We start from the raw sequence: 20,879 nt of genomic DNA, 5'->3' as shown, positions 1-20,879 counted from the left end.
TCCGAGGCGCCGAATTCACAGCTGGCTCTCGAGATCGAGGAGCTGCTCGTCGATCGCACGTGCCTTGCGCCGGGGCCGAGATGCCGGGCTGGGAGACGGCTCGGTCTCGCGGCGGCGCTGGGCGTCGAGCACCAGCTGTGCCGGGTACTCGACCTGGTAGCTCACCTGGAATTCGCGCTGCTGCTTGGGCCCGAGCGTGACGTTCCAGTGGAGCAGACCCCGTGGGTCGGGCTTGATCGCGTCGGTGACCTTGACGCGATCGACGGTGATGTCCTTGTTCTCCGACACCGGGATCCGATCGGTCAACGTGAACGTCGTCGTCTCGGATGACAGGTTCTCGATGGTGACGATGAACCGTAGCTGCATCTTGTTGCGCTTGCCGCGGGACAGCGTGCTCTGCTTGCGATCGAGCCTCCGCGACAGCTTGATGTGATCGGCCACGCTCAGGTACACCGAGAACGTCTCACCGTCGGCGATGAAGTCGAGCTCGGTCACACCGAGGAACGCGCCGTCTTGATAGAGCGAGACCTTGCCCGGCAGCAGCGACTGGCCGCTCGTGTTGACCATCTGCAGGCTGCGCGCCGCGTTGAGCGACTGCTCGGGCACGGCGACGATCTCGTGGTGCGACTTGAGCGTGGTGCCGCCGATGCGCATGCGCACGGGATGGCCGTCCCCCCGCACCGTGTTGGGCACGAGCGCCCGAAAGTGCGCCGTGGTCCCCCGGTCCTCGAGGCTGTCGAAGATCTGGACGGTCTTGCTCTGGACGATCTGCAGCGACTCCAGGTTGCTCTGGTAGATCTCCTCGAAGCGGTCCGTGGTCGACGACCGCGTGTGATGGACCTTGTTCCACAGCAGGTTCTGGCCCTCGAACGCCCGCTGGGCTCGAGTGAACGACGACTGCTCGGCCTCCAGGATCCGGGTGGTGGTGTGGGTGTCCCCCAGGACGAGCACGTCGAGCTCGGGGATGCGCAAGGCCTCGGTCGACGACTGCGTGGAGAACGACAGCTCGGCGTCGCTCCAGTCCTCCCCGCTGGTCTGGGTGACGACGGCGAACGAGAGCACCTCGACCGTCTCGGGATCCGAGGTGCTCGCGCGCAGCTCGTGCATGGGCTCCCACGTCGCGCCGGGCATCATGTACGTGAGCTCGAGCGTGCTGTCGACGGGGCGGCTGCTCTGCAGCGTCACCAGCACGGTCGTCTGCTCGAGCTGCTCGAGGCTCGCCATGTCCGCGAGCGTGCGCTCGCTCGCCTCGTAGGCGGGGGTGAGCTCGTCGATCCGGCGCTGCACCGCACGACGGGCCTTGGCCGTCGACCGCAGCGCGTCGCTGATGAACGTCATCATGTCGCCGTAGTTCTCGACGCGGACGTCCCCGATGATGGTGTCCTCGCTGATCTTCTCCAGCGAGAACGCCTTGATGGACTCGATCTGCCTGGCCTGGGCATCGAGCACCGCGAGCTCGTCCTGCAGCGCGACCATCCGATAGGAGAGCTGCTTGTGGTGGGCCTCGGCCTTGCGGTGGGACGGATCCTCCGACTTGGCGAGGAAGCTGCGGTCCACGCGAACATCGACGATCCGGCCGGCGCTGGCCGAGACGCGCACGGATGCGTCGTCGACCCAGCCGGGCAGACCCTCGAAGGCGAACACCTTGGACTCGGTGGACACGCTGGTGGTCGCGCTGCGGGTGATCTGGGCGCGATCGGAGTAGACCGTGACCGCCGTGACCCGCGAGCTCAGGGCGTGCGCTGGCGTGCCCGTTGGCGCGTCCATTGCGTCGGGGACGTCGGCGAATGTCGGGCCGGCTGGTGTCGAGCCCTCGGGGGGTTGGGGCGGGCCGGAGGCCGCCGAGTGAGCGCAGCCCAGCGCCAGGCCGAGCACGGTGGTCAGGGTCCAAGGTACGACGACGTTGCGCGGTTGCATGCTCCGGTCCCACCGGCGGCCGGGGCACGGCCCGCCGGACGGCACCGATACGCACGAGCCGTGCGGAGCGGTCTACCGCGGTTGGTCGCGGTCAGAAGTTCTCGTAGACGATGCTGACGCTGTCGCCCACGCCCGGCACGTTGTTGACGATCCGCACCGTGCACGAGGCGGCATCGTAGGTCCAGTCCGCGGGCGCCAGCGGGATCCCGTTGACGGTCACCGTGATCGTGGAGGGGTCGATCATCAGGCAGGTCCCCGGCGGGCTGCCCTGGAGCACGTACAGGTCGTTCGGAATCGAGGCGATGATCGCGTCGGCCAGCGCGCTGAAGTCCCAGGGCGTGTCGCAGATCGACAGCATCGCGGGCAAGGTGTTGGTGTAGAGCGCCAGCTTGACGTATTCCTCGCCGTCCTCGCGGTTGCTGGGGCAGCTGTTGAACTCGTAGATGTCGTCGGCCCCGGTGAGCACGCCGGTGCCGGTGTTGCCGATGATCGGATAGAGCGACCAGTCGTCGGACGCCTCGTAGCTGGGCATCACGTTGAGCATGAACGTGGTGAAGCCGCCGTATCCGGCGTGGTCGTAGGCCAGCGAGGTGTAGTCGAGCCCGTCGGGGCCGTGCGCGCGGCACCGATTGCCGGTGGTGGCGTCGTCGATGAAGGCCAGGCTCGAGCAGTCGTCGACCTCGGAGTTGTCGCCGTCGGCCAGGCCCCAGGCCGGATCGTCGCCGTTGTCGTCGGTGGTGACGATGAACGCGATGTACGCGTAGGGCTGCAGGCGAGAGAACCACGTGGGGTACTGCTGGATGATGCGCCCGAGCGCGTTGCTCGAGTGCACCATCGACTCGCCGACCCCGTTGGTGTCGTACTGCCAAAAGCCCTCGGCCGGGTTGTCGTTGCAGCCGGGGCCGCCCAGCGGGGGCGTCACGCAGATCTGGAAGGGTCCGATCCCGCGGTCGGCGATGAGGTGGAGCTGGGTGCTGGAGCCGGCGGCCTCGAGCATCGCGGCGAACGCGTTGATCTCGGCCTCCACCGTGGCCATCTCCTGCTCCATCGAGCCCGAGGAGTCGACGGCCCAGATCACCTCGATCGGGCGGGCGACGGTGTCGGTCCCCACCAGGAACGGCTCCACGCACGGGGCCTCGATCCCGTCGCAGTTGTTGTCGATGCCGTCGCCGCAGATCTCCGGGCCGCCGGGGATCGGCATGCAGGTGTTCTGGGGCTGGGGGACGCCGCCGATGCACTGCGGGACGCTGACCTCGCACTCGTTCTGGCCGCAGGTCCACATGCCCTGGTCCTCGTCGACGATGCAGTCGCAGTCGTTGTCGTCGCCGTCGCAGATCTCCGCGCTGGCCCCCTCGAACGGGTCGCAGACCTGCGGAAATCCGTTGATGCACGCGGGCACCGTGTGATCGCAGTCGCCACAGCCGCAGCTGAGGGTGCCGAGCCCCTCGTCGACGGCGCCGTCGCAATCGTTGTCGATGTCGTCGCAGACCTCCGGGGTGGCGCCCGCGAACGGATCGCACACGCCCATCTGACCGTCGACGCAGGCGGTCACGCTGTGCTCGCACTGCCCCAGGCCGCAGGTGATCTGCTCGTCGCCCAGGCCATCGTCGATGTCACCGTCGCAGTCGTTGTCGATGCCGTCGCAGACCTCGGACGTCGCGCCCTCGAGCGGATCGCACAGCTGCTCCTCGCCGCCGGCGCAGTTGTCGACCTCGTGCTCGCACAGGCCGATGCCGCACAGGGTGCTGCCGAGCTCCTCGTCGACCTCGCCGTCGCAGTCGTTGTCGATGCCGTCGCACGCATCCATGCTCGGCAGCGTCTCGCCCTCGCAGTCGCCCCACTCGCCGACGTCGAGGTCGAGGGCCTGGCACTGCTGCGTGCCGGGGCCGCACGCGCCGACGTTGTAGGTGAGGGGCGAGCCCGTGTAGCAGTACTGAACCAGACCCGGAGGAGCGCACAGGCCCACGCCCATGCCGGGAAAGGAATCGGGCGGAGGACCAGGGTCGTTGCCGTTGCCCGTGTCCGAGCTGCCCGTGTCCATGCCCGCGGTCGTCGTACCGTCGGCCGAGGCGTCGCCCGAGTGACCCATGGTCCCCACGCTCTCGGCCTCGGTCGTACCGTCGGCCGAGGTGCCGCGCGTGGACGAGCTTCCGTCGGTGGAGTCACCCCGGCTGGTTCCCGCAGAGGTGGCTTGAACGTCATCGTCTCCGCAGGCGCCGATGTACAGCGCCAAGGAGACAAGACCGAGGGGGCGAAGGGAGCGATGGGAGAAGCGACGCATGAACCGGCTCCTCGAGGGCTCCGAGCCCTCGATCGTCATCGGATTACAGTACTGGGAAAATATGTAGTTTGGAATCCCGAAATATTTTAGGATAATGATGCCATGGAGAAGACCCCACGCCAGGGGCTCGGGAGGCTCGATTTCGGGCCGGGATCTCCCTTCGGCCGCTCATCCCGTGATCCCAACGGGTCGTGCTCGTAGTCGAGCCCTACCGGGCTCGGGAGCCCCGCTCGCGGGTGATCCTAACAATTCTCCGAATCCATCCGATGACTTCTTCGCTGCCCTCCAGGATGCGACCCACGATGACGTGCCGTACCTCGTTTCGCCCAGGTCTCGGTTTGCTGCTCCTGCCCCTCGCCCTGGCCTCCGCTTGCAACGGCGACGACGTGGCCGTCACCGGTGACGAGTCGGGGGGGATCGCCTCGCTCGACGATGGGAGCACGGGGGAGGCGTCGACCGGTGCGACCTCCGAGGTGGCCGACTCGTCGGGGGGTCCGAGCGGTCCGTGTGCCAACGGCGAGCTCGATGGCGACGAGACCGACGTGGATTGCGGGGGCTCGTCGTGTGAGCCCTGCGGTCCCGGGGGCAAGTGCGAGACGGCCTCGGACTGCGACACGATGATCTGCAGCGGAGGCTTTTGCCAGACCCCCACCTGCTACGACGGGATGAAGAACGGCAGCGAGGAGGGGGTCGACTGCGGCGGGACCTGCCCCAACACCTGCCCGGGGAGCGAGTGCGACAACGATGCGCAGTGCGGCGACGGGCAATTCTGCCACCAGGGAGATTGCGCGCCGTCGTCGTGCGACAACGACCTGAAGGACACGCTCGAGACCGACGTGGACTGCGGCGGTCCCGAGTGCCCCAACTGTGGTCCGGGTGAGGACTGCGACGTCGCGGCCGATTGCGAGTCGCAGGTCTGCGGCGGTGGTGGTCAGTGCGAGGCACCGTCGTGCAGCGACGACGTGCTCAACGGGCTCGAGACCGACCTCGACTGCGGCGGGCCTTGCCCCCCGTGCCCGGTGGGGGGGTCGTGCGAGGGTCCGGCCGACTGCACCGAGCTGGTCTGCGACGACGGCACGTGCCTCGACGACAGCTGCGACGATCAGGTCGCCAACGGCAACGAGACCGACGTGGATTGCGGTGGTGCGCAGTGCGATCCCTGCACCCGCGGGCATCTGTGCGACGTTGGCCTCGATTGCGAGGAAGGGGTGTGCATCGCCGGGTTCTGCCTGCCGGCCGAGTGCGACGACCTCGTGCACAACGGCGACGAGACCGACCTCGACTGCGGAGGCTCGTGCGGGGCGACCTGCATGCCGGGGCTGGATTGCAACTCCCCGGCCGATTGCGCCGAGGGGGTGTGCGAGTTCGGTCAGTGCTCGGCACCCGACTGCGACGATGGCGTGACCAACGGAGACGAGAGCGACGTGGACTGCGGAGGGCTCGACTGCGGTCCGACCTGCGCGGTGGGGGAAGCGTGCGTGGTGGGCATGGACTGCTCCGAGGGCGTGTGCACCGGGGGCGTGTGTTCCCCCCCCGTCTGCGACGACGGGGCCCACAACGGCAACGAGACCGACGTGGATTGCGGGGGCTCGTGTGGAGCCACGTGCGTGCCCGGGGAGGGCTGCGACGACGCCGGCGACTGCCTCCAGGGCGTCTGCGTCCTCGGCGTGTGTCAGGCGCCCACCTGCAACGATGGCGTCTTCAACGGATTCGAGGGCGGCATCGACTGCGCCGGCCCGTGTGCCCAGCCCTGCCCGGTGGGAGGGGAAGCGGTCGTCAACACCACGCTGCCGGACTTCCAGGTGCGACCCGTGGTGGCCACGGCGCCCAACGGGAGCTTCTTCGTGGTGGTGTGGGCCAGCTTCCCGTTCATGGCGCCCCCGCAGGACGGAAGCGGAGCCGGGGTGTTCGCGCGAGTCTACGACGCGACCGGCGTGCCCATCACCGGGGAGATCCAGATCAACACCAGCACGATGGGCAACCAGGCGTTCCCCGCGGTGGATGCCAACAACGCGGGCTTCGTGGTGGTGTGGGAGGGCCCCGACGCCGATGACACGGGGATCTTCGCCCAGCGCGTCAGCTCGGCCGGGGCGCTGGTGGGGCCCGAGCTCGAGCTCCTCGACGATCCCGCCGGCGAGCAGCGACGGCCCGACGTGGGGCTGGAGCCCGACGGTGAATTCGTGGCGTGCTGGGAGCATCGGATCGCCGTCTTCGCCGACATCGCCTGCCGGCGCTTCGGGGGGCTCGGTACCCCCATCAGCCCCCAGCTCATCGTCAACGCGCAGGTCGTCTCCGAGCAGAACCTCCCGGTGGTCGAGGCCGCCATCACCGGCAACTTCGTCGTGGCGTGGCAGAGCTCGGCCTCGCAGGACGGCCAGGGGGTGGGCGTGTTCATGCGGCGGTTCAACGCGGCCGGGATCCCGCTGTCGGCGACCGACGAGCAGGTCAACCAGTTCTTCGCGCTCGACCAGCAGGGCGCGGCCATCGGCATGAACTCGTCGGGCGAGTTCGTGATCGCGTGGACCAGCGACGGGCAGGACGGCAGCGGCACCGGGGTCTACGCGCGCGCGTACAATTCGGTGGGGGCACCGATGGGGGGCGAGTTCCAGGTCAACACCACGACCCTGGGCGCGCAGAACAACCCCGCGGTGGCCCTCAATCCCGACGGTGACTTCATCGTGGTGTGGCAGACGGCCGACGATGGTGTGCTCACCGGCGTGTTCGGGCAGCGCTACGACCAGAACGCGGCGCCGTCCAACAGCGAGTTCCTCGTCAACCCCACGATCTTCGGGCTGCAAGAGGATCCCGACGTGGCCATCCGTGGGATGGACGAGATCGTGGCGGTGTGGAGCGAGGGCGACGCGGGGTTCACCGATCGCAACGTTCGTCTGCAGCGCTACCAGGCGCTGTTCCCCTAGCCGACACGGGAGCGAGAGATCCCCGATGCGACCTTCCATTCGCCTACGTTCCTTCTCGAGCACGACCATGCGACTCGGCCTCACGGTTTCTTCCACCGCTGTTCTCGCCCTGCTCACGACCAGCGCTGGCCTCCGGTCCGCCCAGGCCGCGCCGGGCGGTCCGGGCCGCCCGGGAGGCCTGAGCACTCACGCGCCCGTTCCGGGGGGAATCCCCAACGTGAGGATCAACGAGATCCGCCTGGGGCAGACCGGCAACGACAACGACGAGTACTTCGAGCTGACGGGCCCCCCGGGCACCTCGCTCAACGGGCTGCACTACATCGTCATCGGAGACGGGACCGGGGGCGACGGTGTGATCGAGGAGGTGACCGACTTGTCCGGGCAGGTGATCCCGCCCAGCGGCTTCTTCCTGGTGGGCGACACTGCGTTCTCGCTGGCGATCGAGAACATGACGACGCCGCTCAACTTCGAGGACACCGACACGGTGACCCACATGCTCGTGGCGGGATTCTCCGGGATGGACGGACAGGATCTCGATCTCGACGACAACGGGATGCTCGACGTGATGCCCTGGGCAGCGATCGTCGACGTGGTCGCCGTGCTCGAGCCCAATGGCGAGGAGAGTCCCTACGGTCCCGGTGTGATCTGCGTGGCCTCGCCGACCTGCCAGGAGGTGGAGGAGGACGGGACCACGCCGGCCCACGTGTTTCGCTGTCCCGACGGCGTGGGGGTCTTCGGGCCGGGGACGGTCGATCCCAGCCCCACCGACAGCCCGGGTGCGCCCAATCCGTGTGCCTGTGGCGACGGCATCGTGAGCGTGGGGGAGGACTGCGACGATGGCGGCGAGTCGGCCGCGTGCGACGTGACCTGCACGTTCTCCGACTGCGGCAACGGGGTGGTCAACGCCACGGCGGGCGAGCTCTGCGACGATGCAGGCGAGTCGGCGGCGTGCGACATCGATTGCACCCCTTCGGTGTGCGGCGACGGGGTGTCCAACGTCACGGCGGGCGAGCAGTGCGACACCGCGGGCGAGTCGTTCTTCTGCGATGCGGACTGTACCCACGTGGTGTGCAGCGACGGGGTGGTCAACGCGGCGGCGGGCGAGCAGTGCGACGACGGCGGGGAGACGGCGACGTGTGATGCAGACTGCACCCTGGTCTCGTGTGGTGATGGCTTCACCAACGCGACCGCGGGCGAGCAGTGCGACGACATCGGTGAGTCGTTCTTCTGCGATCCCGACTGTAGCCTGGCGGTCTGCGGCGATCTGTTCATCAACGCCACGGCGGGCGAGACCTGCGACGACGGGGGCTCGGCGATCTGCGACGTCGACTGCACCAGCGTGACCTGCGGCGACGGCATCGTGAACATGGCCGCGGGCGAGGCCTGCGACGGTGACGGCATGGGCATGGCGGGCTGGACCGCGGTCTGCGATCTCGACTGCACTCCGGCGATGTGCGGCGATGCGGTGACCAACCCGGTGGCGGGGGAAGACTGCGACGACGCGGGCGAGTCGGCGACGTGCGATGCGGACTGCACCGACGTGGAGTGCGGCGATGGGGTGATGAACGCCACCGCCGGGGAAGCCTGCGACGACGGCGGCGAGTCGGCGACCTGTGACGACGATTGCACGCCCGCGAGCTGCGGCGACGGCCTCGTCAACATGACGGCGGGCGAAGACTGCGACGACATGATCGAGACCGCGGCCTGCGACGACGATTGCACGGTGGTCGAGTGCGGCGACGGCCTCGTCAACATGACGGCGGGCGAGGCTTGCGACGACGCGGGCGAGTCGGCGACCTGCGACGACGACTGCTCGCTGGCCGAGTGCGGCGACGGGATCGCCAACGCGGCGGCGGGGGAGGACTGCGACGACATCGTCGAGTCGGAGACCTGCAACGCCGATTGCACGGCGGCTCAGTGCGGAGACGGGGTGATCAACGCGGCGGCCGGCGAGGTCTGCGACGACCGTGGCGAGTCGGAGACCTGCGACGACGACTGCACGGTCCCCGCGTGCGGAGACGGGGTGGTCAACGCGGCGGTGGGGGAGGACTGCGACGACGGCAACACCCAGAACGGCGACGGGTGCCCGGGCGACTGCCGCGACGAGCAGCCCGGGACCACCGACGACGGCAACGCCACCGATTCCGCCGACACCACGGACGGCGCCACGTCGGGGGCGGACAGCACCGGAGGATCCAACCCGACCACGGCGGCCGGATCGGGAGACTCGGGTGGCGAGACCGACACCGAGACCGGCTCGCCCGCGGTGGGAGACGAGGGCTGCGGCTGCACCAGCGGGCGTGGGCGCGGACTCGGGCCGTGGTCTGTGCTCGGCCTGCTCGGGCTGGGGGTGCTGCGGCGGCGCCGGCGTGCTCGCACGCGGTGACGGGGTCCGGCCCTTGACCGCCCGTGGCGCTCGCCTACCATTCGACGATGTCGACCCGCCCGCTCCTCGCCGAACAGGACACCACCGAGCACGTTCGCCAGGCCCAGAGCTCGTTCGAGCGCGAGATCGTCGACGAGGTTCGCCGCACCGTCGAGCGCGACCCGCTGGTGGTGGTGGGCATGGCCCAGAACCCCTTCGTCAAGAAGGTACGCCGTGCGCTGCAGGACGCGGGTCTGTCGTTCACGTACCTCGAGTACGGGAGCTACCTCGGGGCGTGGCGCAAGCGACTGGCGATCAAGCTGTGGAGCGGCTGGCCCACGTTCCCTCAGGTGTACGTCAAGGGCGTGCTCATCGGTGGCAACGCCGAGACGGTCGAGGCGCTCGCCGACGGCTCGCTGCGCAAGCGCCTCGACGGCGAGGACGACTGACTCACTCGGCGCACTGTTCGCTGGCGTCGTCGTAGCCGAGGTCGTAGCCCTCGTCGTACCCCACCGCCAGCCCCTCGGCGCGGCCGATGTCGTAGCCGGCGTCCCAGCCCTCGGGGTAGGCTTGGTCGTAGCACAGGGCGAACGACGAGTCGTAGCCCGCGATGTAGCCGAGGTCGTAGCCCTCGAGGTAGCCCTCGTCGTAGCCGTCGAGCTCGCCGTGGCCCGAGCCCAGCGCGTAGGCGAGGCCGTAGGCGTCGCCGTAGCCGGCCTGGTACTCGGGGTTGTCGGCCTTGCCGGCATCGAGGCCGCGAGGGAATGCGCTGTGGTCGAGGGCGTGCTCGTAGCCCCGCGCCTCGCACGTGCCGAGGTCGTCGGGATCGGGTCGATCGCGCGCGGCTCGAAAGCCGCAGCTGCCGGCACCGTCGTCGTAGCCGGCGGCATAGCCCTCGTCGAACGCCGAGGCATGGGTCTCGTCGAAGCCCGCGTAGTAGCCGTCGCGGTCGCCGTCGTCGTAGCCCTGGCTCGAGCCGTCGTCGCACGCGAAGGGATCGAGCCAACCGTCGACGTGCCCCGCGGCGTAGCCGTCGTCGAGGCCCTGGGTGTGACCATGCGGCCCGTAGTAGCCGTCGTGGTAGCCGTCGTGGTAGCCGGCCGCGTCCCCGTCGACGTGGCCGTCGTCGTAGGTCAGCGCGCGCCCTTGCTCGTGGCCACGCGCGTGCTCGCGCTCATTGACCTCCCGCGCCGTGGCCTCGCCTGCGTGGTAGGCGGCCTCGAGCTCGCCGTCGTCGAAGCAATCGACGCAGGCGGGGAGCAGCCCGAGGCTCAGGCACAGCAGCGAGAGGCGCGTGCGTCGACTCCCGAGCACCATGACGTCCAACGTAGCAGAGCCGGCGGCGGCGCGAATCGGGGCATTCCCGCGACCGCACGAGATTCCTGCGGGGTGATCACCCCTTCGTGCTCGATGGGGTGATCCACTTGCGCGGCCCGCTAGCGGTCCAGGAACACCTCTTGGATGAGCTGGGGAAAGAAGCCTTCGAGCAGCCCTTCGTCGGGATCCTGCGCGTAGCGAAACTGGAGCGCGTGGCTGCGCAGGTGCTTGAGACCTCGGCCGAGCACGAGCTTGCGCAGCCCGTAGCCCCTCCCCAGCGAGCGCAGCTTGGGCTTGCGGACGTCGGGGACCACGGAGGCCTCGACGACGAGGTTGCGTGCGCTGAGGTTGGCCGAGAACCCCAGCTCGCCGGCCACCGCATCGACGCCCACGAAGTTGCGGAGCGCGGGCGCGAGGGTGGTGAGCGAGAGCGGCTCGAGCTTCATGTCCATGTCGAGGTTGGGGACGGCGGCCTGTGGCTCGTAGACCATGCGCACCGAGGCGCCGGCCTCACCGAGGACGGTGGCGGTGGCCGACAGCTCTGCCCCGCGCACCCCGGGCGGGTGGAGGTCGTGGGCCATGTCGCGGCCCTCGATCTCGATGTCCTCCACGAACACGTTGACCGGCGTCTCGTCGCGAAGGTCCCATACATCGATCCGTCCGTCGTGGACCACCAGGGTGCGGGTGGGGAACGGGATCGCGGAGATGGTGTCGAGCCACGACTCGTCGAACTGCAGTCGGTTCTCGCTGCCCTCCACCCCGGTGGCGAAGCTGAAGGTGGGACGCCACAGCGTCACGTGCTTGTGGGCGGACGCGCCGGGGCGGGTGACCGAGGGGTCGAAGACCACGTCGACGCGGTCGATCGCCACCAGTGGTACCTCGAGGACGGGCCGGTCGGTGTCGACCACCACCTCGAACATCTGCAAGAGGCCCAGGCCGAGGTCGACCTTGACGTCGCCGATCGAGGCATTGAAGCCACGCAGCGTGCTCAGGCGGCGCGCGTAGCCCTGCTGGATCACGGTCTGGAATAGGGTGTTCCAGTCGGTCTCGAGCAGCTCGGGCAGCGACGACTGCTCGCCGGTCATCGGTCGGTCGATGGGGATGGTGGAGCGAGCCCCCATGAGCATGTGCCCGAACAGCGCCTCGGCCATGGGGTGCAGCGCGTCCTCGTTGGCGCCGAGCAACGCGACGTCCTCGAAGCGAGGCTGCACGCGTCCGTGCAGGCGCGTGGGGGTGCGGCGCAGCTCGCCCTGCAGGCCGAGGTGGCCGTGCTCGACGTCCATCTCGAGCAGCTCGAGCCACAGCTGATTGAGCTGGGCGAGGTCGAAGCGCTCGAGCGAGAAGCGCATGCTCCACGCGGTGGCGGGGGTACGGGAGGAGGCGCGTCCGTGGATGTGGAGCGAGCCCTCGCTGCCGATGCGGGCGCGGGCATCGATGCCCAGGTCGAGCGTGGTGGTGGCGCCGTCCACGGGCCCGGAGAGCACCTGGGCCGAGATCTCGCTCAGGTCGAGGAACACGGGACCGCGATCGGTGGGGAACGTGAGCTCGAGCGAGCCGCCTTCGATCTCGATCGAGGAGAAGGCCTCGGCGTCGCGATCCGAGGCCGCGCGGGGGGTGGCCGCCTTGGCCTCGAAGAAGATCGTGGGGTTCAGTACCCGCACCGCGGGCCGCGGCTTGGCTTGCAGGAGATTGCCCAGCGACAGATCGATCTCCAGGCGCTCGACGTCCACGTCGAAGCGCTCGCCGTCGTCGAAGCGAACGCCGTGGGCCTCGATGCGGAGCTCGCCCCAGTCGACGATGACGCGCTCGACCCGGGCCGAGCCGCCGAAGCGCTCCGCCAGGCGCTCCTCGATGCGGATGCGGATGCGCTCGGGGGCCACGCTCATCGCATAGGCGGCGGCGGTGAAGACGAGACCGACCACGACCAGCAGCACGAGGGGGACGCGATAGCGCCGCCGCCGAGCCCGTTTGGGCCTGGGCGCGGGCTCGGGCTCCTGCGCGGGCGGGCTCGCGGCCAGCGAGGCGTGGTCGTCTGCGGACATCGGGCGGCCGGTCCAGCATAGCCTCGCCTGCGCTCGCAGGCCGCCTCGATGGGGTGCTCGTCAGATCCGGGCCACGCTGATCGAGGAAATCGTCACGGGCGTGACCGGTCGGTCTCCGCGATCGGTCGGCACCTTGCCGATGGAACCGACCACGGTCATGCCGTCGATCACCTCGCCGAACACGGTGTGCTTGCCGTCGAGGTGCGGAGTGGCCCGCAGGGTGACGAAGAACTGACAGCCGTTGGTGCCGGGGCCGGCGTTGGCCATCGACAGGATCCCGGGGCCGGAGTGTCGCGCGCTGGGGCTGCACTCGTCGCCGAACGTGTACCCGGGCTTGCCTCGACCGGTGCCGGTGGGGTCGCCGCCCTGGATCATGAAGTCACTGATCACGCGGTGGAAGATCACGTTGCGGTAGAGCGGTCCCTGGCCGGGTGCGCCGGTGTTGGGATCGGTCCACGCCTGGCTGCCGGTGGCCAGACCCACGAAGTTGGCCACCGTGTTGGGCGCCACGGCCTCGAGCAGGCGCACGGTGAAGTCGCCCAAGGAAGTGTGGAAGGTGGCTCGAAGCTCGCCGTTGCCGGGAACGAGCTGCTGAGGGGAGGGAAAGCTCGGGGTTGCCACGATGGCGACGCTACACCCCGGGGAGTCCGGGTCCAAGCGACGCCATCGTGGGATCGATGCGCGTCACCGCACCCATGCGCGACTCACCTCACGCCGACGGATGGAGCGCAGCGGTGGTCGGGGCCGCCGCGGCCTTTGACTTCGCGCGAGGAATCCGAGCCAATGGGCGCATGACCGAGCGCCCCTTCAACTTCTCGGCGGGTCCCGCGATCCTCCCGCCCGCCGTCTTCGAACGCACCGCGGCGGCCATCCGCTCCCTCGACGTGCCCGGCGACGACTCGCTCGAGTCCCGGCTGTCGATTCTCGAGATCTCCCACCGCAGCAAGACCTACGACGCCATCCACGAGGAGGCCATCGCGCTGTGCCACGAGGTGCTGGGCGTGCCCAAGGAGCACGCGGTGTTGTTCCTGCAGGGCGGGGCGAGCACCCAGTTTGCGATGGTGCCGATGAACCTGCGCCAGGCCGATCGGCCCGCGGCGTACATCGACACGGGGGTGTGGTCGAAGAAGGCGATCGAGGAGAGCAAGGCGCTGGGTGCCACCGAGGTGGTGGCCAGCTCCAAGGCCAGCGGCTACGACCACATCCCCGCCATGCCCGGGCCGCAGAGCTACGCGGGGGCGAGCTACCTGCACATCACCAGCAACAACACGATCTACGGCACCGAGTGGGAGGACATGCCCGACACGGGGGACACCCCGCTGGTGGTGGACTTCTCGAGCAACATCGGCGCGCGGCCGATGGCGATGGATCGGGTGGCGCTCGGCTATGCGGGCGCGCAGAAGAACCTGGGGCCCTCGGGGGTGACGTTGGTGTTCATCCGCAAGGACCTGCTCGAGCGCACGCCGGTGGGGCACGTGCCCACGATGCTGCGCTATGGGATCCACGCGGAGAACAACAGCCTCTACAACACGCCCAATACGTTCGGGATCATGGTGCTGCGCAACGTCCTCGCGTGGGTCAAGGACGAGGGTGGGGCGGTACGGATGGGCGAGCGGAACCGTCGCAAGGCCGACGAGATCTACGCGGTGCTCGACGGCAGCAGCCTCTACCGGCCGCACGCCAAGGTGGGCAGCCGCTCGACGATGAACGTGACGTGGACGCTGCAGGGCGATGACGCCGAGGCCCAGACCAAGCGCTTCCTGGCCAAGGCCGAGGCGGCGGGGCTGTCGGGGCTCAAGGGGCACCGCTCGGTGGGGGGCTGCCGCGCGTCGATCTACAATGCGTTCCCCGAGGCCGGCGTGGGCGTGCTGTGCGAGTTCATGCGGGAGTTCGAGCGCACGGCCTGAGCGACCGAGCGGGTCTCCGCGGCTGCGCCGCCTCGGCGAAGATCCCGTGATCGCCGGTGGCGCCATACGAGCGTTGCTCCGCTTGGATCGACTCCGTCGTTCCGACCAGATCTCGGCGCGTCCTCGGCCTGGCATCGGCCTCGCTTCATGTAGCGCGCCACGCTTGGCTCATGCGTGCTATCCTCCGGTCGATGTCGTTCGCACAGGCCCGCGCCGTGGCGCTTGCCCTTCCTCCCGACGATCGGATCGCGCTTGCGCTCGAGCTGCTCGAGAGCGCCGAGACCGAGGACGAGGGGGCACAAGAGGCGTGGGAGGCGGAGATCGGACGCCGCATCGAACGGCTCGACCGAGGTGAGGTCGAGTTGCTCGACAACGCCGACGTGCTGCGGCGCATCGGACGGTAGGGCCCGTGGCTCGCATTGCATGGATGCCCGAGGCGGCCGAGGAACTCGAGCACGCGTGGCAGTGGTATGCAGCTCGGAACCCCATGGCAGCCGAGCGATTCGCCGACGAGGTCGCGCGAGCGCTCGAGATCATTGCCGAGGCTCCGGGACGATGGATGCTTGCCGGGCATGATACTCGCCGCATGCCACTGCATCGGTTCCCGTTCAAGGTCGTGTACCGCTGGCATCCCGGCGACGCGGTCGTGAAGATCGTCGCGATTGCCCACGGCAAGCGACGAGACGGCTACTGGCGCGAACGCTGACATTGCGCCGCGGAGGCGTGGTGGGAGCAGGCTCGGCAGCTTGGGTCGACCCCCGCTGCTCCCCGTGTCGGTCGGCTCGAGCCGCTCTAGGCGTGCGGGCGACTCCCGCGGCCGTTCGTGGTAGACCGCGGTCGAGATCATGAGCGAGCAGGACGGCGAGGATCCGCGCTACCCCGTGCATGCGCCCGGCTGGGCGGCGATCGATCGTGCGCTGGCCTCGTCGTATCCCGGGCAGACACCGCACCAGCTCACCAGCCAGCGTGCGTACGACCTGGAGGGGCAGTCTCCGCTGCCGGCGATCTCGGTGTACGAGGCCCGCGCGCCCGAGCACTGGCACTTCGTGACGTATGGGCTCACCGAGCTGTTCGAGAAGAGCTCGCCGGATCCCGAGCACAGCGGGTTCGGGTTCGAACTCACGCTGCGGCTGCCCAGAGCGGTCGGCGAGGGCACGCCGCCCGCATGGGCGGTGCAGCTGCTGCAGGCGCTGGGGCACTACGTGCTGTCGGGGCACGCGGGGCTCGATACGGGGCACGTGATCGACCTCGGAGGTCCGCTTGGTCCGCCCGCGACGAGTAACCGGGAGGGCGGTGGGGATGAGGCCGAGCGGTCGTGCGCGCTCGAGGGGGTGGTGCTGGTGCCCGATCCCCGCCTCGGGGCGATCGACACCCCACACGGACGCGTGCTGTTCCTGCAGCTGTTCGGTCTGACCCGCGACGAGCTCGAGCCGATGACCGACTGGACGCTCGAGCGCAAGGTGGGGCTGGTGATGGAGTACGATCCGCTGGCGATCACCGATCCCGCGCGAGGATCCATGCGGGAGGATCGACGCAAGGCCCCGCTCTATCGCCGCTACGAGCTCGGGGTGATGCTCGGCTAGAGGCAGGTCGAGGTCGCGTCGTCGCAGCTGGTGCAGCACCCCGAGCCCTGGTAGCCGCACGAGGTGCCGGCGCCAAAGCAGGCAGAGAACACCACCGTGAGCATGCCGGAGCGGGACCGGGCGTCGACCGCGGTCAGCTCGACGCGGCGGTAGCCGGTGCCACCCGAGGGGACGGTGATCTCGATGGACGAGCCCTCGTGGTCGAGGTAGTCGCCGGCCTGCGAGACCGTGGTCCAGCGCAGCTCGGTGATCTCGGTCTGGGTGGGCGACTCGGCAAAGCCCTCGAGCGTGATGGTGGCGCCTTCCTCCACCTCCACCGTGGTGTCGCCGTTGCGCCCGCTCAGCTCGCCCGCGACCGCGCCGGTCCAGACGACGGTGGGGATCGGGTAGGCCCAGTACTCGTCGGGCGAGCACAGCTCTCCGTTGCACACGTAGTGCTCCGGGCAGCCCGCGTCGCAGCGCGGCATGCAGTAGCCGTGGCGCTCGCTGGGATCGCCGCCGAAGAAGTCGACGACCGGATCGAGGATCGAGTCCTTGTCGACGCAGACCCAGCCCTCGCGACAGGCGTCGACCTCGTCGCCACCCGGGGCGCAGGCGTCACCCGGGCAGGTGCACGCGCTGTGCGAGCACAGGCTGGCCGTGGTGCAGACGCCGGTGATGCAGTCGTCGTCGCTGCTGCAGAGGTCGCCGTCGGTGATGTCGGGCTCGTCCTCGATCCCGAAGATGCCGCAGGCGGGGCCAAGGGAGAGCGCGGCGGCGAGGCCGATGAGGAGGTGGAGAGGTCGGCTCGTCATCACATACACCTCGACCACGCTACAGTACCAGGAAATCGCTCGCGAGCCGGCGTGGAGCGTTCGCGAGCGGGTGGGCTCGGGTGAGACGGCGTTCGGTCACCCACCGAGCCGCAGCCGCAGCATGCAGGCGAGGATGCGGCTGCCATCGCGCAGGCCGTGCAAGGCCGAGCGTCCGTGGGTACGAGGGTGTCGGGTCACGGGGACCTCCGTCACGCGGGCCCCGGCCAGGAGCGCGCGCACGAGCACCTCGGTCTCCACCTCGTAGCGATCGGCGCGAAGCGGCAGGCTCCGCCACAGCGTGTGCCGAATGGCGCGGAGGCCCGCCTGGGTGTCCGACAGGCGCACGCCGTAGAGCAGGTTGAGCGCGGCGGTGAGGGCCAGGTTGCCCATGCGGTTGACGGGGGTGATCGCTCCGGGCTCGAGCCGCCCCGCAAAGCGCGAGCCGATCACGAGATCGGCACCCTCGTGGAGCGCGGCGAGCAGCCGCGGAATGTCGCCGGGGTCGTCCTGTCCGTCGCCGTCGAGGGTGACGAGCAGCTCGCCGCGGGCCTGTGCCGCCGCCCGGCGCAGCGAGGCTCCCTTGCCGCGATTGCGGTCGTTTCGCAGCGCTCGGGCTCCGGCGCGGGCGGCCCGGTCGGCCGTGTCGTCGGTCGATCCGTCGTCGACCACCACCACCTCGTCCACGTGCCGCAGACACCCGCGCACGACCTCGCCGATGGCTCCTGCCTCGTCGAGCGCGGCGATGATGGCGGTGGTGGTGGCCACGGCGGGGGCAGGGTACACGAGCCGTGCAGGACCGTGCGATCCTGCGCGCGACGCCGATGCCCGATGCCGATGCGAACCCGACCTCCCTCGGTGAGCCTGCGCCGCGCGGTGACGATACTCCGGCGCTCTGCGACGTCACCGAGCACGCCGAGGACGGCGGCTCGGCCGAGCGGGTCGTCACCCAGGCGGGCCAGCGCGCGGGTCGCTCGACGCTGCCGACCGGCGCCGTGCTGGGGCGCTACCGCGTGCTCGGGGTCCTCGGGCGCGGAGGCATGGGCGTCGTCCTTCGGGCCCGCGACGAGGTGATCGGCCGGACGGTGGCGCTCAAGGTGCTGCACACCGAGGCCGACCGCCAGGCGCTTCGGCTCCGGCGAGAGGCGCAGGCCATGGCCCAGCTCTCGCATCCCAACATCGTGCAGGTGTACGAGGTGGGCAAGGCCGAGGGGCACTGGTTCATCGCGATGGAGCTGGTCGAGGGGCAGACGCTGAGCCGGTGGCAGCAGGGCGACCACGGCTGGAGGGAGCGGCTGGCCGTCTATCTACGGGCGGGTGAGGGCCTGGCGGCGGCGCACGCGGCCGGGCTCGTCCACCGCGACTTCAAGCCCGACAATTGCATCGTCGACCGCAGCGGGCGCCCCCGGGTGCTGGACTTCGGGCTGGTGCGGGGGCCCGTGTCTTCGTTCGGCGACGAGTCGCTCGAGTCGCATCCGGGGCTCGATCCAGCGCAGGTGCTGCTGACCCAGACCGGCGCGGTGATGGGGACGGCCGCCTACATGTCCCTGGAGCAGCTCGGCGGGCGCACGGTCGATGCGCGAAGCGATCAGTTCTCGTTCTGCGTGGCGCTCTACGAGTCGCTCTACGGTGAGCGCCCGTTCGTGGGCGACACGGTGGGACGCCTGACGATCGCGCTGATGAACGCCGAGCTCCGCCCACCGCCGGCGGGGACCCGCGTGCCCCCGCGCGTCCGGAGCATCGTGCTGCGCGGGCTGGCGCTCGATCCAGGCCAGCGCTGGCCCACCATGGACGCGTTGCTGGCCGAGCTTCGACAGGTCGTGCGCCCCCGCCGAAGCGGCGCCTGGCTGGCTGCGGCCGCGGCCGGAGTGGTGGTCGTGGCGGGAAGCTGGCTGCTGTGGCCGAAGGCGGAGGTCGTGCAGTGTCAGGATGCGCGGGCTCAGCTCGCAGGAACATGGGACGATGAGCGCCGAGGGGCGCTGGAAGCCGCCATCCTCGGTACCGACCTGCCCTATGCCGCCGACGCATCGGCGCGGATCTCGAGCCAGCTGGACGCGCATGCAACCGCGTGGATCGAAGCGCATGTCCGAGCGTGCGAGGCGACCCACGTGCATCGGGTGCAGGACCCGCAGATCCTGGATCTACGCATGCACTGCCTGATGGAGCGCCGCACGGAGCTTCGCGAGGCGGTGGGAGTGCTGCTCGAGGCCAGCCCGCAGCGGGTTCGGCAAGGGGTTGCGCTGGTGTCCGGCCTGGCTCGGCCCTCGCGGTGCGACGACGTGGCCGCGCTGCGAGCCGTGCAGTCCCTCCCCGACGAGCCTGCCGAGGCCGAGCGGGTCCGAGCGCTGCGCGAGCAGCTCGCGCTGATCTCTTCGCTGTCTGCGATCGAGGAGCACGTCGATGCGCTCGCCAGGGCGGAGGTGGTGGCCGAGCAGGCAGAGGCGCTCGGCTACCTCCCGCTGGTGGCGGAGGCGCTCTACCAGCGCGGGCAGCTCTACTCGGCCGGTGGCCACTACGCGGAGGCCGAGGCGGATCTCGACCGCGCGTACTTGATCGCGGTGGAGCAGGGCGACGATCGGCTGGCGGTGCGCGCGGTGGGGCGCTTGATCCACGTGGTGGGACACCAACGAGCCGACCACGAGCGAGGGCTGTGGTGGAGCAAGACGGGGCTGGCGCTCGCCGAGCGGCTCGGCAGCGATCCCGATGTCATGGCCGACCTGCTCGGCAACACCGGAAGCGTGCTCGCAGACCAGGGCAAGCTCGACGAGGCCCTCGACCACTACCGGCGGTCGCTGGCGCTGGAGGAGGACGCGGGCGGGCAGCCCCTCGCCATCGCCAGGATCCTGGTCAGCACGGGTGGGGTCCTCAGCGAGCAGGGCGAGCTCGATCAGGCTCTCGACGAGTTCCGCCAGGCCCTGTCGATGAGCGAGCAGGTCCTCGGTCCCTGGCACCCCAAGGTCGCAGCCGTGCTCAACAACATCGGCACGGTGCTGGGCGATCAGGGCAAGCACCAAGAGGCGCTCGAGAGTTACCGTCGTGCGCTGACGATCTGGGAGCAGGTCTACGGGCCCGACCATCCCCACGTGGGCAGCGTGCTGGCCAACCTCAGCACCGCATTGATCGCGCAGGGTCAGACCGACGAGGCGCTCGCGGATCTCGAGCGTGCGTTCGGCATCTGGGAGCGCACGCTCGGGCCCACCCACCCCCAGGTCGGTCAGCTCCATGTCAACATCGCCCAGGCGCTGCGGTTCCAGGGGCGGGACCAGCAAGCCTACGAGCGCCTGCGCCAGGGTCTTGCCATCCTCGAGGAGGCGCTGGGGCCCGAGCATCACGATCTCGGGGTCGTGCTCGAGAGCATGGGCGAGACGCTGCGCCACCTCGATCGGACGGTCGAGGCCGTCGAGTGCTACGAGCGTGCGATCGGGGTGTGGGAGCGGTCGATGGGGCCTGGGTACCCGAAGATCGCCATGGCGCTGGTCGGGCTCGCCGAGCTCGCGCTCGAGCGGGGCGATCACGAGGCGGCGCGAGCCCCTGCCGTGCGGGCGCTCGAGCTGCGAGAGTCGGGGCAGGTGGCCAGCGAGCAGCTCGCCGAGGCCCGCTTCTTGCTGGCACGCGTGCTGTGGCCCGAGCCGGGCGAGCGCGCGCGGGCCCGGTCGCTCGCCGAGCAGGCGCGCGTCTCGTTCGAGAATTCCAGCGAGTTCTATGCGGGCCATGCCGCCGATGTCGCCCAGTGGCTCGATCGACACCCGCCATGAGGT

At 69.8% G+C, this 20,879-nt stretch carries 15 protein-coding genes; 8 read left to right on the top strand and 7 right to left on the bottom strand.

What is annotated here, in order from left to right:
• Window positions 1-15: 15 nt before the first annotated feature.
• On the bottom strand, window positions 16-1,917 hold the full coding sequence (locus tag OEB96_RS15205; protein WP_266216521.1) for a mucoidy inhibitor MuiA family protein: 1,902 nt from the start codon (window positions 1,915-1,917) through the stop codon (window positions 16-18).
• 91 nt (window positions 1,918-2,008) lie between these two features.
• Window positions 2,009-4,198 carry a MopE-related protein gene (locus tag OEB96_RS15200; protein WP_266216520.1) on the bottom strand — a complete coding sequence of 730 codons (2,190 nt, stop codon included), beginning with the start codon at window positions 4,196-4,198 and terminating at the stop codon, window positions 2,009-2,011.
• A 302-nt stretch (window positions 4,199-4,500) separates the two neighbouring features.
• On the opposite strand from OEB96_RS15200, the gene OEB96_RS15195 reads away from it, so the two are divergent.
• The 3 genes from OEB96_RS15195 to OEB96_RS15185 all read left to right on the top strand — a co-directional run bounded on the left by OEB96_RS15195 (window position 4,501) and on the right by OEB96_RS15185 (window position 9,930).
• Window positions 4,501-7,116, top strand: coding sequence for a hypothetical protein (locus OEB96_RS15195; RefSeq protein ID WP_266216519.1), 2,616 nt, complete (start codon window positions 4,501-4,503; stop codon window positions 7,114-7,116).
• A 217-nt stretch (window positions 7,117-7,333) separates the two neighbouring features.
• Window positions 7,334-9,502 carry a DUF4215 domain-containing protein gene (locus tag OEB96_RS15190; protein ID WP_266216518.1) on the top strand — a complete coding sequence of 723 codons (2,169 nt, stop codon included), beginning with the start codon at window positions 7,334-7,336 and terminating at the stop codon, window positions 9,500-9,502.
• 47 nt (window positions 9,503-9,549) lie between these two features.
• Entirely contained in the window at window positions 9,550-9,930 is a 381-nt protein-coding gene (locus OEB96_RS15185) for a glutaredoxin domain-containing protein (protein WP_266216517.1), read from the top strand.
• A gap of 1 nt (window position 9,931) precedes the next feature.
• On the opposite strand, the gene OEB96_RS15180 is transcribed toward OEB96_RS15185, so the two are convergent.
• From OEB96_RS15180 to OEB96_RS15170, 3 genes are all read right to left on the bottom strand, one after another.
• A complete protein-coding gene (locus tag OEB96_RS15180; protein ID WP_266216516.1) occupies window positions 9,932-10,798 on the bottom strand; it encodes a hypothetical protein in 867 nt (288 codons plus the stop codon).
• 119 nt (window positions 10,799-10,917) lie between these two features.
• Window positions 10,918-12,840, bottom strand: a complete 1,923-nt coding sequence (locus OEB96_RS15175; RefSeq protein WP_266216515.1) for a DUF748 domain-containing protein — start codon at window positions 12,838-12,840, stop codon at window positions 10,918-10,920.
• A 60-nt stretch (window positions 12,841-12,900) separates the two neighbouring features.
• Window positions 12,901-13,461 (bottom strand): peptidylprolyl isomerase, encoded by a 561-nt coding sequence (locus OEB96_RS15170; RefSeq protein WP_266216514.1) that lies wholly within the window; start codon window positions 13,459-13,461, stop codon window positions 12,901-12,903.
• A 170-nt stretch (window positions 13,462-13,631) separates the two neighbouring features.
• Here OEB96_RS15170 and serC point away from each other — a divergent pair, with 170 nt between their 5' ends.
• The 4 genes from serC to OEB96_RS15150 all read left to right on the top strand — a co-directional run bounded on the left by serC (window position 13,632) and on the right by OEB96_RS15150 (window position 16,330).
• Complete coding sequence (serC, locus tag OEB96_RS15165) at window positions 13,632-14,747, top strand: 3-phosphoserine/phosphohydroxythreonine transaminase (protein WP_266216513.1); 1,116 nt, start codon at window positions 13,632-13,634, stop codon at window positions 14,745-14,747.
• Window positions 14,748-14,938: 191 nt separating this feature from the next.
• Window positions 14,939-15,151: an addiction module protein gene (locus OEB96_RS15160; RefSeq protein WP_266216512.1), complete on the top strand. Its 213-nt coding sequence runs from the start codon at window positions 14,939-14,941 to the stop codon at window positions 15,149-15,151.
• A gap of 5 nt (window positions 15,152-15,156) precedes the next feature.
• A complete protein-coding gene (locus OEB96_RS15155; protein ID WP_266216511.1) occupies window positions 15,157-15,453 on the top strand; it encodes a type II toxin-antitoxin system RelE/ParE family toxin in 297 nt (98 codons plus the stop codon).
• A gap of 139 nt (window positions 15,454-15,592) precedes the next feature.
• Window positions 15,593-16,330 carry a suppressor of fused domain protein gene (locus tag OEB96_RS15150; protein WP_266216510.1) on the top strand — a complete coding sequence of 246 codons (738 nt, stop codon included), beginning with the start codon at window positions 15,593-15,595 and terminating at the stop codon, window positions 16,328-16,330.
• On the opposite strand, the gene OEB96_RS15145 is transcribed toward OEB96_RS15150, so the two are convergent.
• Entirely contained in the window at window positions 16,327-17,124 is a 798-nt protein-coding gene (locus OEB96_RS15145) for a hypothetical protein (protein WP_266216509.1), read from the bottom strand. The genes OEB96_RS15150 and OEB96_RS15145 overlap by 4 nt on opposite strands.
• Window positions 17,125-17,220: 96 nt before the next feature.
• Window positions 17,221-17,889 (bottom strand): glycosyltransferase family 2 protein, encoded by a 669-nt coding sequence (locus tag OEB96_RS15140; RefSeq protein WP_266216508.1) that lies wholly within the window; start codon window positions 17,887-17,889, stop codon window positions 17,221-17,223.
• Window positions 17,890-17,912: 23 nt separating this feature from the next.
• On the opposite strand from OEB96_RS15140, the gene OEB96_RS15135 reads away from it, so the two are divergent.
• Complete coding sequence (locus tag OEB96_RS15135; protein WP_266216507.1) at window positions 17,913-20,876, top strand: serine/threonine-protein kinase; 2,964 nt, start codon at window positions 17,913-17,915, stop codon at window positions 20,874-20,876.
• Window positions 20,877-20,879 lie beyond the last annotated feature (3 nt).

Origin of the sequence: Paraliomyxa miuraensis (assembly GCF_026337845.1) — a bacterium.
GTDB lineage: Bacteria > Myxococcota_A > Polyangia > Nannocystales > Nannocystaceae > Paraliomyxa > Paraliomyxa miuraensis.
Note: the sequence above shows the minus strand (reverse complement) of the source record. Positions and strands in the feature narration are given on the sequence as shown.